11 protein-coding genes are annotated in these 13,675 nt (G+C 65.5%); 7 read left to right on the top strand and 4 right to left on the bottom strand.

All coding sequences use genetic code 11. The features are described from left to right. Positions 1 to 65: 65 nt before the first annotated feature. Positions 66 to 908 carry a DMT family transporter gene (locus tag HMPREF1267_RS01515; protein WP_034666781.1) on the top strand — a complete coding sequence of 281 codons (843 nt, stop codon included), beginning with the start codon at positions 66 to 68 and terminating at the stop codon, positions 906 to 908. Here the strand turns inward: HMPREF1267_RS01515 and HMPREF1267_RS01510 are convergent. Beyond that, entirely contained in the window at positions 905 to 2,017 is a 1,113-nt protein-coding gene (locus HMPREF1267_RS01510) for a mannosyltransferase family protein (RefSeq protein ID WP_232215090.1), read from the bottom strand. The two genes, HMPREF1267_RS01515 and HMPREF1267_RS01510, sit on opposite strands and share 4 nt — an antisense overlap. Before the next feature lie 234 nt (positions 2,018 to 2,251). Between HMPREF1267_RS01510 and leuA the strand changes: the two genes are divergently transcribed. The 6 genes from leuA (at position 2,252) to HMPREF1267_RS01480 (ending at position 9,775) form a co-directional block, all read left to right on the top strand. Continuing rightward, positions 2,252 to 4,069, top strand: a complete 1,818-nt coding sequence (gene leuA, locus HMPREF1267_RS01505) for a 2-isopropylmalate synthase (RefSeq protein ID WP_023028158.1) — start codon at positions 2,252 to 2,254, stop codon at positions 4,067 to 4,069. Positions 4,070 to 4,103: 34 nt separating this feature from the next. Beyond that, positions 4,104 to 4,886, top strand: coding sequence for a hypothetical protein (locus HMPREF1267_RS01500; RefSeq protein ID WP_023028157.1), 783 nt, complete (start codon positions 4,104 to 4,106; stop codon positions 4,884 to 4,886). 306 nt (positions 4,887 to 5,192) lie between these two features. Then, the gene (locus HMPREF1267_RS01495) at positions 5,193 to 6,497 is read left to right on the top strand and encodes an exonuclease domain-containing protein (protein WP_369707692.1); all 1,305 of its coding nucleotides are present in this window, start codon (positions 5,193 to 5,195) and stop codon (positions 6,495 to 6,497) included. Between the two features lie 27 nt (positions 6,498 to 6,524). Then, positions 6,525 to 7,802: a MurT ligase domain-containing protein gene (locus tag HMPREF1267_RS01490; protein ID WP_023028155.1), complete on the top strand. Its 1,278-nt coding sequence runs from the start codon at positions 6,525 to 6,527 to the stop codon at positions 7,800 to 7,802. Beyond that, on the top strand, positions 7,795 to 8,568 hold the full coding sequence (locus HMPREF1267_RS01485) for a type 1 glutamine amidotransferase (RefSeq protein WP_023028154.1): 774 nt from the start codon (positions 7,795 to 7,797) through the stop codon (positions 8,566 to 8,568). The genes HMPREF1267_RS01490 and HMPREF1267_RS01485 overlap by 8 nt, the downstream gene beginning before the upstream one ends. Positions 8,569 to 8,692: 124 nt before the next feature. Continuing rightward, positions 8,693 to 9,775, top strand: coding sequence for an HNH endonuclease signature motif containing protein (locus HMPREF1267_RS01480; protein ID WP_023028153.1), 1,083 nt, complete (start codon positions 8,693 to 8,695; stop codon positions 9,773 to 9,775). Positions 9,776 to 9,818: 43 nt separating this feature from the next. Here HMPREF1267_RS01480 and HMPREF1267_RS01475 read toward each other — a convergent pair whose 3' ends face one another. The 3 genes from HMPREF1267_RS01475 to HMPREF1267_RS01465 all read right to left on the bottom strand — a co-directional run bounded on the left by HMPREF1267_RS01475 (position 9,819) and on the right by HMPREF1267_RS01465 (position 13,660). Then, positions 9,819 to 10,475, bottom strand: coding sequence for a recombination mediator RecR (locus HMPREF1267_RS01475; protein ID WP_023016568.1), 657 nt, complete (start codon positions 10,473 to 10,475; stop codon positions 9,819 to 9,821). A 72-nt stretch (positions 10,476 to 10,547) separates the two neighbouring features. Further along, positions 10,548 to 10,916, bottom strand: a complete 369-nt coding sequence (locus HMPREF1267_RS01470; RefSeq protein ID WP_005276451.1) for a YbaB/EbfC family nucleoid-associated protein — start codon at positions 10,914 to 10,916, stop codon at positions 10,548 to 10,550. A 56-nt stretch (positions 10,917 to 10,972) separates the two neighbouring features. Next, positions 10,973 to 13,660 (bottom strand): DNA polymerase III subunit gamma and tau, encoded by a 2,688-nt coding sequence (locus HMPREF1267_RS01465; RefSeq protein WP_034666775.1) that lies wholly within the window; start codon positions 13,658 to 13,660, stop codon positions 10,973 to 10,975. Positions 13,661 to 13,675: the final 15 nt, after the last annotated feature.

Genomic DNA, 13,675 nt, shown 5'->3' with positions numbered 1-13,675 from the left:
GCGGAGCGGGGGCGGCATCGCTAAGCAAAATGCATCTCCGTCACTTTTTTACTAGCGTTGAGCGGGTGTTAAGCAACTTCCTGGCCGTATTCTTCGCGCTCGCCTCCGCGCTTACGGTTGCTTGGGGCACGGTCGTTCGCCACCGCATCGCCCTTGAAGCAGACGATTCAGTCATGCGCTCCGCCATGACCAACCCACTGTGGTGGGTCGGCACCGGCGCGGCCATACTCGCCTACGGCCTCCAAGTCGTCGCCCTGGGCTTTGGTACCTTGCTGGTGGTCCAGCCCATTTTGGTGCTCTCGCTCATGTTTACCCTGCCGCTTTCGGCCTGGTATGCCAAGCGCCCCATGCCCGTGCACGAGACGTTCTGGTCCATTGCGCTCACGGTAGCGGTCGGCGTGATGGTGGTCTACGGCCGCCCCGTTGCCGGCAATCCCCGGCCCGAGTGGAGCCAGTGGTGGCCCGCGCTGCTATTGGGCCTGGCCACCCTGGTCGCGTTGGGCGTGGCCGGCCATAAATTCCGCGAGCAGCGCCCGCTTGCCCTGGGCACTGCCTGCGGCGTCATCTATGGCTTCGTCGCGCTGCTCTCTAAGGCCGTGGTGGACATCTTCACCCACGAGGGCTTGAGCGTCTTGGTGGGCAGCTGGCAGTTCTACGGCCTCATCGGCCTCGCCCTGACCGGCACCGTCGTGCAGCAATACTCCTTTAACGCCGGCCCGCTGGCGCAGTCGCTGCCGGCCATGACCATCTTCGAGCCCATCGTCGCCTTCGGCTTGGGCTATATGGTCTTGGGCGAGAAATTCCTCATCGATTCCACCGCCGGCTGGCTTGTCATGGTGGCCGCGCTCGGCGTCATGATCGCCGCGACCATCATTTTGTCGCGCAACCCGGTCAGCCAGCGCAGCTAGATGGCCCACTCGAATACGGCCAGCATATAGGCCGAAAACCAGGCGCCGAAGAGCACCCAGGCGCCTACGGCCACGCTTGCCGATGCCCCCTTCTTGCCCACCCACGGCACCATGACCACCACTGCGGGCAGTAAGAGGCGTGGGCGAGAATGCATGATGCCATCGGAAAGCAGCACATTGGCCATCAGCACCGCAGCAAATAGCCAGGCCGGCAGCGGGAGGCGCCCCCAGGCAGCCAGCAGGCAGATGGGGGCGGCGATGATCACCGCGGCGCTGAGCAGGTAGCCACCATTCGTGGCGCTAGAAAGCGTCTCCGCCACCCAGGACACCGTCGCGCGGCCGCCGTCGAATCCGGAATTCCAGTGTTTTTCCTGCAAACCAAAATACCCACCGGCGCCGGATAAATGGCGATTCGCCCACCAGATATAGCCGGCCACGGGCAACGCCGATACCGCCACGCTGAGCCAGGCCCACCAGGTGCGCCGCGCCTTGCAGAGCACCATGAGTGCGAAGACCACAATGAGATCCACCGCAGTCAGACGGACGAAGGCGGCAAGAAAAGTCAGCACCCCGGCCGCGATCCAACGCTTACCATGCAGCATCACAACGGACCAGATCGCGAGCGCGCCGAAGAGCGCCTCCGTATAGGGCATGGAAAAAACGATGCTCATAGGCGCGCTGGTGACCACCGTCGCGCCGAGCACCTGGCCGCGCGTGTCCATGCCCATCTGCCGGGCCAGCGCCATAACACCCGCCGCCAAGGCAATGGTGAAAAAGAGATTGAGGACTATCGCTGTGCCCGCAACATCCGTGCCCAGCAGGTTGCTGACTATCCGCACCACCAGCGGGAAGCCGGGAAAGAAGGCGAGGGTGGTTTCTTCCACCGGCGCACCGCCCGCGCCGCCATAGCCCGCGCGGGCGATCTCGACGTAGTAGTTGGCGTCCCATTTATTCAGCAGCCCCCACAGCGAATCGCCCTGCGCCGCGGCCATCGCCGCGAGCACGCTGAGGCGAATCGCCGTGCCTACAACCGCCACGAGCGCGGCATAAAACCAGCAGCGCAGCGTGGACGTCACCGTGGGGCGGCGGGTGGTAGGAGCGATAGGCACACTAGCATGGTACGCCACGGGCCCGCGCGTCCCGCTGAATGAAATATGTTGCCACACAGTGAGATTCTCTGTAGTGTGACCGGTATGACATTGCGGAACGACCTACTCCTTATCTGCCGCGGCGGGATTTCGGCCTAAACCTACGGCCAGCGCCCCGTCGCGGAGTCTGGCAATCCTTAGCCCAGCTGGCCGTCGCACTTCCCGACACCAAACACATTAAGGACACCGCACCCCATGTCTCCCAACGATTCCTTCATCAGCGCACCCCGCGAAATCACCACCCCTGCAGGCCCTCCCCGCGAGGGACAACCCGCCTGGAATAAGCAGCGCGGCTCCTCCATGCCGTTCGAGCGCTACCAGCCCTTCGCCGTAGAGGTCGAGGACATCGACCTGCCGGACCGCACCTGGCCGAGCAAGAAGATCACCCACGCCCCGCAGTGGTGCGCCGTGGACCTGCGCGATGGCAACCAAGCGCTGATCGATCCCATGAGCCCCGAGCGCAAGCACCGCATGTTCGACCTGCTGGTGCAGATGGGCTACAAGGAAATTGAGGTGGGCTTCCCGTCCGCCTCCCAGACGGACTTCAACTTCGTCCGCGAAATCATCGAGGGCGATAAGATTCCAGAGGACGTCACGATCCAGGTCCTAGTCCAGGCCCGCGAGCACCTGATCCGCCGCACCTTCGAGGCCTGCGCCGGCGCCAAGAACGTCATCGTGCACTTTTATAACTCCACCTCGAAGCTGCAGCGCCGCGTGGTCTTCCGCAAGGACAAGCCGGCCATCAAGAAGCTGGCTACCGATGCCGCCGAGCTCATCAAATCCATCGCCGCCGACTACCCCGATACCAACTGGCGCTGGGAGTACTCCCCTGAGTCCTTTACCGGCACCGAGCTGGATTTCGCCCGCGAGGTCTGCGATGACGTGGTCGCCATCATGGATCCGAGCCCCGAGAACCCGATGATCATCAATCTGCCGTCCACGGTGGAGATGATTTCGCCGAATGTCTACGCCGATTCCATCGAGTGGATGGACCGCAACCTGGCCCGGCGCGATTCCATCTTGATTTCGCTGCACCCCCACAATGACCGCGGCGAGGGCGTTGCCGCCGCCGAGCTGGGCTATATGGCCGGCGCCGACCGCATCGAGGGTTGCCTGTTTGGCAATGGCGAACGCACCGGCAACGTGGACCTGGTGACCTTGGGCCTGAACATGCTCACCCAGGGCGTTGACCCCCAGATCGACTTCACCGATCTGCCCAAGATCCGCGAGACCGTGGAATATTGCAACCAGCTGCGCGTTCCCGAGCGCCACCCCTACGGCGGTGAACTGGTCTTTACCGCGTTCTCTGGCTCGCACCAGGATGCCATCAATAAGGGCCTGGACGCGCTGGCCGCAACGGTGCGCCCGGAGGCCAATTCCACCGACGTCAGCTGGGAAGAGCTGCGCGATGCCATCTGGGAGGTTCCTTACCTGCCCATCGACCCGAAGGACGTGGGCCGCGATTACCAGGCCGTTATCCGCGTCAACTCCCAGTCCGGCAAGGGTGGCGTCGCCTACATCATGAAGACCGACCACGGCATCAATATGCCGCGCGCCATGCAGGCGGAGTTTTCCACCGTCGTGCAGGAAATCACCGATACCGAAGGCGGCGAGGTCAATTCCAAGAATATGTGGGACATCTTCGCCACCGAATTCCTGGACCGCACCACCCCGCTGCAGCTGGAATCGTTTGAGATCGACAATATTTCCGCCGAAGATACCGATGCCACCGTCACCGCCACCGTGACCTACAACGGCAAGGAATCCGAGGTCACCGGCACCGGCAACGGCCCCATCGCCGCCTACGCCAATGCGCTGGAGTCCTTGGGCATCGACTTCGATGTCATCGATTACTCCCAGCAATCGCGCTCGGCCGGCGATGATGCCGAGGCCGCCTGCTACATTGCCGCCGACGTCAACCAGAACAAGGTCTGGGGCGCGGGCATCGCCGCTTCCACGACCCGCGCCTCCATCAACGCGATTACCTCCGCAGTAAACCGCGCGTTGGCCTAACGCGGACGCAGCCGAGCATGGTAGAAGATCGACTATGCCTTCTTCTACCTACCTCATCCCCCACCGCGGCCTCGGCGCGGTGCAGGCCTTGCCCATTCACGGCGCATCGGTGAAGGGCACGGAGGAATTTACCGTCACCCTGGCTCCCGGCCAGGAGGGCGGTTTAAGCGTGGAAACCCAAGAACAGATAGGCACCATTAGCGCCGCGGACCGCGCGGAATACCCCGAGATCGACCTGCTTTTTCGCGCCGGTCTCACCCCGGCCGCCACGGCCCAGCCGCATGCCGATGGCCACGTCACCCTCCTGCTTCCCCGCCCCGGGCTCTGCCTGCCAGCGAATAATCCGCCCGGCGGCCCCTATACGATGCTGGGTTACGCCCCGCCCATCGATATCACCGATCTCCCCGCGGATCTCGACATCCCGGCCCAGGCCCGGATGCACGTGCTGGTCAACCTCGTGCCCTCCGCCAACGCCGTCGACGTCTTCTTCGGCCCTAAATTCCTCACCACACTGTCCCCGGGTCCCTCGCTGCCCCCGCTTGCCGATGCCCCCATCCTCGCCCACGCCTACCACGCCCCGCGCGGCAACGATCGTGTGCTGAGCATCTACGCCGGCGACCCGCTTCCCGCCTCCAACGAGGACTCGGTGGCCGTGGCCACCCCGACCACGCAGGCGGCGACCGAGACCTTCGAAACCAGCAGCTTTCGCGCCGTCACCGCCACCCCGGAGCCCACGCGCCACACCGGGTGGTGGGTCACGGCCATAGCCCTAGTCGCCGTCGTGGCGCTGGTGACCGTATTCATCGTCGCGGTTTAGTGTCCACTAAACCGGATTAGGCAACGAAAAGGCCCGGCGCGCCCTGTCCCGCCACAGGAATTCCGGGATACTAGACTTAGGTTGATGAATAACACACCTGGCCCCTCCCCACGGTCGCCGCAGGCTCCTTCGCCGGCGACCATGGCGTCCCAGCATGCGGCTAGGACCCACGCCCAGGCGTCCCCTCACTCCGCAGCCGACTCCACCAACCCTGCCCAGCCGGAGACCAAAGCTGCGGCACAGCAGCGCAAGCCGGGCCCCAACTCCCAAAGCGAATCCAGCACCAGCGTCCCCAACAGCACAGGTATGGCCAAACCAGGCCCGCGCCGGCCTCGGCCGCGTCGCGCCGTCCGTCCCTCCGGCGGTCCTGCAACGCCGAAAACTCCAGCCGGCCCAACCGCTTCGTCTGCCCCGACCGAATCAACCGGATCAACCTCCGCATCCAGCGCGGACAACGCCGCGCAAAAGCAGCCGGAAAAAGCCGAGACCGTCACCAAGCACCCCTACGTGGCCCTCACGCTGCAGACCACGGGCATCCACCCCTCGACCGGGCGCATAGTCACCATCGATGCGGTGGCCTTCGATAATGCCGGCGATATTGGCCAGCGCTTCCACGCCGTGCTCAAGCCGGATATCGACGCCGGCCCGCACCACCTCCACGGGCTGACCGTCGCGGATATCGAGCAGGCCCCTGCTTTTAGCAGGATCCTCAAATCGCTGGATAAGCTTATCGATGGCCGCACCCTCGTCGTCCACGATATCCCCTATACCTGGGGCTTTATCGTCGCCGAGGCCCGCCGCGCCATGATGACCGCCGCCCGCCAAAACCGCGCGCGCAACCGCGGGCGCAATAAGGGCAAGCGGCGCCGCCAAAAGGTGGGCCACATGCCCGCCCCGGTGCGCATCATCGACACCTTGGCCACCTCGTATGCGCAGGGGGTGCGGTCGAATGATGTGCGGCTGAGGGGCGTCGCTAAGCAAAATGGCCTGGCTGCCGATCCCAAGGCAACGGTGGAACGCGCCCGCCGCCCGGAGCAGGAGACCTCGCGCGAGGAGACGGAGCTGCTCATCCAGCTCTACCAGCACCAACAACGCGGCCCGGTGCGCAGCTATGCCCCAGACGATGTCCGCGCCGACCGCTTTGGCCTGCAGCGCTCGCACGTGCGCGTCGATGCCGCCGAAGCCCCCGTGCAGCACCACAACCCCGGCAAGTACGAGCCCGGCAAGGAACTGCGCCGCGGCATGGAAATCGTCGTGGCCCCCGAAATCCTGGAGGACCCGGATACGATTATCTCCGCCCTCATGCGCGAGGAGCTGAACTATTCAGAGAAGCTCACCCGCGAGGCATCGCTTGTCGTGTGCAACGTCACCACGGATCTCGTGGGCAAGGCCATGCACGCCCAGCGCAAGGGCATCCCGCTGATGTCTGATGCCGCGTTTCTCGATGCCCTCACCCGCATCGAAGACCCCACCACCACTGCGCGGCGCCAACCCCCGCAAAAAAGCGGCGGAAATAACCAGAGCAAGAGCCAGAAGCGGCGGCGCAGGCGCGGCGGGCGCGGCCGGGGGCGGCGAAATTCTGGCGGCTCGGCGCCCAAGAACAACGCCTAGGCCGCTTCCCCGACTACCCTAGGGGGCATGAGTTTTTCAGTCCCGGGTGCCTTGAAGAAGTTGCGCACCACCGCCGCGACATCCGCCGCGAAGCTGGCCACCACCGCTTCCCGCGCCACCGGCCGGGGCGCCGGCGGAATGATCGGCGGCCTTATCGCCAATGCCATTGATCCCTCCATCATGACCAACCTGGGCGGCGGGCGCCCGGCCGTGCTGGTCACCGGCACCAACGGCAAGTCCACCACTACCCGTATGCTCGCCGCCGCGGTCCGCGCCGAGCACCAGGTCGCCACCAACGACGGCGGCGATAACATGGACGCCGGCATCATCTCCGCGCTCATGGCGGGCAAGGACGCCTCGCACCTGGTCCTCGAGGTCGACGAGCTGCACGTGCCGCACGTCGCCGATAACCTCACCCCGCAGGCGCTCGTCCTGCTCAACCTCACCCGCGATCAGCTCGACCGTGTCGGCGAGATCAACAAGATCGAACGCGCCCTCCGCGGCGCCGTGGAGGCCCACCCGGACATGCTGGTCATCGCCAATTGCGATGACGTGCTCATGACCTCGGTGGCCTATGACGCCAAGAACATCATTTGGGTCTCCGCCGGCGCCGGCTGGCTCGGCGATTCCGTCACCTGCCCGCGCACCGGCGGCCACGTCGTGCGCACCGAGGATGACTGGTACGCGGTCAAGCCGCTTGCCGATGGCCGCGAGTTCCGCCGCCCGCAGCCGACGTGGGGCATCGATAAGCATGGCGTCATCACCCCCACCGCAAAGCGCCCGCTCAACCTGGCGCTGCCGGGCCGCGCCAATCGCGGTAACGCGGCGCAGGCCATCGCTGCGGCAGTCGAGGGCTTCGGCGTGGACTTGGACCGCGCAATTGCCGCGGCAGAAAGCATCGATGACGTCGCCGGCCGGTATTCCACCATCCACTGGAAGGGCCGCGAGATTCGCCTGCTGCTGGCCAAGAACCCCGCCGGCTGGCAAGAGGCCCTGTCCATGGTGGACCGCAGCGCCGATGGGCTGGTCATCGCCACGAACGGGCAGGTTGCCGATGGCATCGACATGTCCTGGCTCTGGGACGTAAAATTCGAGGGCTTTAACGGTCTCAGCGTCAAGGCCGCCGGCGAGCGCGGCACCGACCTTGCCGTCCGCCTCGTCTACGCGGATATCACCCACGAGCTCATCCCGGATCCCATGGATGCGCTCGCCGCCTGCCCCGAGGGCCGCATCGAGGTCCTTGCCAATTACACCGCCTTCCGCGATCTGAAAAAGGCCCTGTCCAAGGAGGCTAATAATGCTTAATATCGGCCTAGTGCTTCCCGATGTCCTCGGTACCTACGGCGATGACGGCAACGCCCTCGTCCTGCGCCAACGCGCCCGCATGCGCGGCCTCGACGCCGAGATTCACCCCATCCGGCTTGGCGAACCCGTGCCCGAGACGCTGGATATTTATACCATCGGCGGCGGCGAAGACACCGCGCAGATTCTTGCCGCAGAACACCTCATTGCCGATGGCGGGCTGACCCGCGCCGCCACGTCCGGCCGCCCCATCTTGGCCATCTGCGCCGGCTTGCAGGTCCTGGGCGAGTCCTTCCGCGCCTCCGGACGCATTATCGACGGCGTCGGGCTTATCGATGCCACCACCGCCGGCATGCAAGACCGCGCCATCGGCGAGGTTTCTTCCGCCCCTACCGGCGCCGGCGTGACCGCAGATCTCACCGAGCCGCTCACCGGCTTCGAAAATCACTTGGGCGCGACCATCCTCGGCCCGTCCGCCCAACCGCTGGGAACCCTCACCCGCGGTAACGGCAACGCCGACCGGGCCGCCACCGAAGATCTTGCCGATGGCTCCACCCAGCGCACCTACGAAGGCGCCGTGCAGGGCAGCGTCATCGCCACCTATATGCACGGCCCGGCGCTTGCCCGGAACCCGCAGCTCGCGGATCTGCTCCTCGCCCAAGCCATGGGTGTCCCGCTCGCCGATCTCGATCCGCTGGACATCCCCGCGGTCGACCGCCTGCGCACCGAGCGCTTCAACGCCGCCGAGCCGCCGCGCTCCCAGCGCTAAACCTGTGGATAACTTCGCCAATTCTCGGCCCTCACGACCCAAAAGGGCCGATTTGAGCCAAGTTATCCACAGGCCGGGCTCGGCCGCCTTGTAGCTCCCAGTCCCCAACCCTAGGCTGCGGGGTATGACGTTATTGGAGCAGCTGGGGGACATCACCAAGCGCGGCGTAGACCTGATTGAAGAGGCCTACGCTGCCGCTGACCTGCCCCTGCCTGCGGACCAAGCGCGCGAGCTGCGCCGCACCGCCGAGGCTTTCCTCGCTCCCACCAGCCACTCGCGCTATCAACGCCGCGCCCTAGCCGCCGCGCGCCGCAACCAGCACAGCCTGGACACGCTCGCGCTCATCGCGCGCCGCTCCCGGCGGGTGAAGAATCCCACCGAGCGCTGGCGCTTCCGCGAAACGCTGTGCGCCACCGCCGGGACCACCGCCGAAGTGTCCCGCGCCGCCACCCGCCTGCTACGCGACATCGCCCCGCCGCCCGAGCGCGAAGACGGCGGGCGCCGCATCCTGCACGGCGAGAAAACCACGCTGAGCTTTACCGGCCCCGCCGCCGAAATGGCCGATATCTGGGCCACCGCGAAGGGCGATCCCCTCGCCTGGCTCACCGGTTCCCGCGCCGTCGCGCCGGCCAGCGTGACCACCAATGTCATCATCGAGCTGCCGGATTACCTGAAGATCATGCGCGGCGAGGGCTCCGAAGTCCGCCTCGCCATGACCAACGGCGCCACCATCACCGGCGCCGACCTTATCCGCCGCACGCTCGCCGGCGCCGGGCTTTTCACCCTCATCCACCCCGAGGAAGGCCCCGTCAACCTCTACCGCGCCCGCCACGCCTCCGCCAAGCAGCGCCGCATGCTCGAGGCCGAAGGCGCGCGCTGCGCCTGGCCCTCTTGCAGGCGCCCCGCCGCCGAATGCCAAGCCCACCACATCTTCGAATATGCCCGCGGTGGCCACACCCATCCGGCGAATATGTGCCTCTTGTGCCCGTACCACAATTCCATCAACGGCCTTCCGGGGCGCGGGCGGATGGCGCGCGTCAACGGGCGCATCGCCTGGCTGCCGCCGCATCCCCGCCACGCGGACCGCCCAGCCCACCCGCCGGGTTCCGCTGCACCGTCACATTCGGCTTCGCCGCCTGAGCCGAATGCGCCTCCCCCAGTCTTCACCGGCCGGGCGCCACGCGGGCCAACCACCGACGTGCCCTAAACCCCAAGAAACAGAGCGGCACCGCGGTCGGTGCTGCGGACTCCTAAATGGTCAAGCGCCCCGAAAGCGCACGGGACAAAGTGAGCTCGTCCACGAACTCCAAATCGCCTCCGAGCGGCATGCCGGAGGCCAATCTGGTGATCTTTAAATCGGGAAAGTCCCGCAATAACCGCACCAGGTACGCCGCGGTGGCCTCGCCCTCCGTATTTGGATCGGTGGCGAGGATGACCTCGTGGATGGTGGGGGTGTCGTCGTAAAGCGGGGCCTCCGGCGTGGAATCCGCCAACTCCCTATCCGGCAGCACCCCACCCAAGCGCTGGAGGAGCGTGGAAATATTCAAATCCTTCGGCCCAACATTGGCCAGCGGGTCCAGCGCACCGCCGAGGACGTGGTAGCGGCCCTCGTACTCACCCGTGCGCTCGATGACCTGGATGTCCTTCGGCTCCTCCACAACACAAATGGTCGAGGCGTCGCGCTGCGAATTGATGCAAATCCGGCACACATCCTCGCGCGAAATATTGCAACAGATGCGGCAGAAAGTAACGCCGTCGCGCACCCCGCCTAAGGCATTTTGCAGGCGCTCGATATCCTCCGGTTCCATGTGCAACACATGAAACGCGATACGCTGCGCCGACTTCGGGCCGATGCCCGGCAGGCGCGAAAACTCATCAATGAGGTCCTGCAGAGGTCCTTCAAACACCACAACTCCCAAAATTACGTCAAGGCCGCGGCCCCACTATCGGGACAACGGCCTTTTTAGAATATCGCCCAGCTAGAAATTGCCGCCGAACATGTCATCCATCGACGGTCCGCCCTGGCCGCCCATGCCCTGCGAGAGGGGACCAATCTTTTCCTGTGCCAGCTTGCCCGCAGCGGCGTGGGCATCCTTAAACGCGCCCATCACCAGGTCCTGCAGCGTATCGATGTCCTCCGGGTCAACCACGGACTTATCAATCTGCAGGTCTACCAGCTCGGCGCCACCGGTCATGGTCACCTTAACCAGACCATTGCCCGCGCTGCCCTCAACGTTGGTGGCCAGGATTTCTTCCTGCGCCTTCTGCAGCTCGGCCTGCACCTGCGCGGCCTGCGCGATGAGGTCATTCATGTCGTTGGGTTGTGGGGTGGAATCTTGTTCAGCCATAGCTTTCGTCCTTTCTCAATAGCTTTGCTACCGCCCGAGTCTACCGTGCCACAGTCCTAGACACGGCGAGCGCCTAGTTCCTTTTCCACGAGCTCCATCGCCACCTCGGTGGCGCTGCGGTGGTCCATTTCGCCTGCGGACTGCGCGGCTTCGACCATGTCGCGTTCTTCGTCATCGCGGGTATAGGCCGGCGGTTCTTCCGGCGGCGGCTCGTCCGCGGGGCCCTCCGGCTCAGGCGGCAGCGGCACCCCGTTGCTAAATTGCGGCGTGCGCGCGAATTCCTCATCGCGCTGCTTCGCCACCTCGCTTGCCTTGGCGATGCGCGAGCGCCACCCGGGCTTACTCTCCGCCTCCTTGTCATCGCTGGGCTCGCGTTCGGGCGCGTTGGGGTTCCATTCGGGTTTAGCTTGCGGGGCCCGCGGCGCATCGAAACCGGCGGTCTTCGGGTCCGTGCCCACCACGCAATTGACCTCAATATCGCGCTGGAATTCCTCCCGCAGCACGTCCACGATAACGGAATTATTCGCCGGCGCATTGATGCGTTCTGCCAGCGCACCGGTGGTATGCCCCAGCGTCAGCGTATTATCGCGGAACCCGAGCACGCGGGCTTCGGCAAGCATGATTTCGGCGACCTTATTACGCTTGCCGACGCTCCCCCTCAGCTCCACCCATTTCCGCTTCACTGCCTCCACCAAGTCACCGTCATCGCCGCTTGCCGATGCCCCTTGCGCCTGCGGTTGTTCTGCCTGGGCTTGTTGCTGCCCCTCCGACTGCGCGGGCGCCGCCGGCACCGGCTTCTCCAGCGGCTCCGCCTGGCCGTTGCCGCGGGCTGGCGCATTCTGCGGAACCTGGCGCTCCTGGCCCCATGGATCCGCGCCGACGTCAGTTTTTACGTCGTCGCCTGCTCCAGCAGGCGAAGCGTCCTTTTCAGGCACATCGCTAGACTGCGAATCCGTGGACTGCTGCTCAGGCCGCCCAGCCCAATCAGCCTGCGCCGATTGCGCATGCTCCGCGCTCGGTTGTTCTTGGGACAACTCAGATCGTCCCTGATTCTCAGCCCCTGTCGACTCCGTTTGCGCTGGCTGTTCATGTTGCGCCGCCGGTGCTGGCTGCGCAGACTGCTCAGCCGGGGTGGCCTGCGCCGACTGCGCAGGACCCTCATGCTCGCCACGCGATTGCTGCGCCGTTGCCTCCGGTTGAGACGATGGTGACGGTGATGTTGCTTGCCCCGACTGTGCCTCGGTGCCAGCGGCCGCTTGATTTGATTGTTGTGCAGGCACCTCTGAGCCAGTAGGGCCCGTGGCGGCCTGGTTTTGTCGTTGCTGTGGCTCCGCCGGTGCGGTGGAGCCCGGAGCAGGCTGGTTTTGCTGGGCCTGGGACTTTGCGCGGCGCCGCGCGATGATGGCGGCCGCTGCCGACTGCGGGTCTTGGGCACCCGAAAAGGCGGGGCCGTTTCCCGCAGAGGGTGCCGCCTGGCCCGATTGTCCTGGCTGTCCTGCTTGCGCTGCCTGCGCCGATTGTGCCCCTTGGCCGGCCTGGTTGGGCTGGCTTGCCTGTGCGGATTGCGGGGCGCCGCTGGGTTGGGCGGCCTGAGGCAATTGGCCTGGCTGGCTCGCGGCGCCCAGAGCTGCACCCGGCGCCGCGCCGGACGAGGTACCGATGAGCAGGTGTGCGCACATGATTTCGAGCAGCAGACGCGGCGAGGTGGCCCCGGTCAGATCGCTGATGCGGTCATTGACGGTGGAGGCAAGATAAGTCAACTGCGGGCCGGAAAAACGCTGCGCTTGGGCGGTGAGCACCTCGGCGCGGTCGGTAGGCGCGGAAACCAGGCCGGCATCGATGGCGTCCGGCACGGCCTGCAGGATCATCAGGTCGCGCAAGCGGTCGAGCAGATCCACGGCGAAGCGGCGCGGGTCGTGGCCAGCCTCGATGACGCTGTCGATCTGCGCGAAGAGGCCGGCCTTGTCGTTTTCGGCGAGGGTAGCGATGGTGTCATCGAGAAGCGTGACGTCCGTAACCCCCAGCAGCGGGCGCGCGAGGTCATAGGTCAAGCCATCGGGGCCCGCACCGGCCAAAAGCTGGTCCAACAGCGACAAGGTATCGCGCGGGGAGCCACCGCCGGCCTCGATGACCATGGGATAGACGGCGTCTTCAACCTGCACGCCCTCAGAGGCGACGGTCCTTTGCAGCAGCCCCTTCATCGCGGGCGGGGTAAGCAAGCGGAAGGGATAGTGGTGCGTCCGGGAGCGAATGGTGCCGATGATCTTTTCCGGCTCCGTCGTCGCAAAGATGAAAATCACGTGCTCCGGCGGCTCTTCAACCACCTTGAGCAGCGCATTGGCACCGGACGGGGAAATCATATGCGCTTCGTCGATGATGAAGATGCGATAGCGCGATTCCGCCGGCGCATAGTAGGCGCGGTCGCGCAGCTCGCGCATGTCCTCCACGCCATTGTGCGAGGCGGCGTCGAGCTCCGTCACGTCCAGGTTGCCCGGACCGCCGGGCGCGAGCGACACGCACGAATCGCACTTGCCGCACGGCGTCGAGGTGGGCCCGTGCTCGCAGTTGAGCGACCGGGCCATAATCCGCGCCGAAGACGTCTTACCGCAGCCGCGCGGGCCGGAAAAGAGGTAGGCGTGGTTGATGCGCCCCGCGTCGAGGGCGGCAGATAGCGGCGTGGTGACCTGCTCTTGCCCCACGACCTCGGCAAACGTTGCTGGACGGTATTTCCGGTATAAAGCCACGGTTAGCCAGTTTAC

Origin of the sequence: Corynebacterium sp. KPL1824 (assembly GCF_000478095.1) — a bacterium.
In the GTDB taxonomy this organism is placed as follows: domain Bacteria; phylum Actinomycetota; class Actinomycetes; order Mycobacteriales; family Mycobacteriaceae; genus Corynebacterium; species Corynebacterium accolens.
The sequence above is the reverse complement of the archived record's forward strand: the minus strand, read 5'-3'. Positions and strand labels throughout refer to the sequence as shown.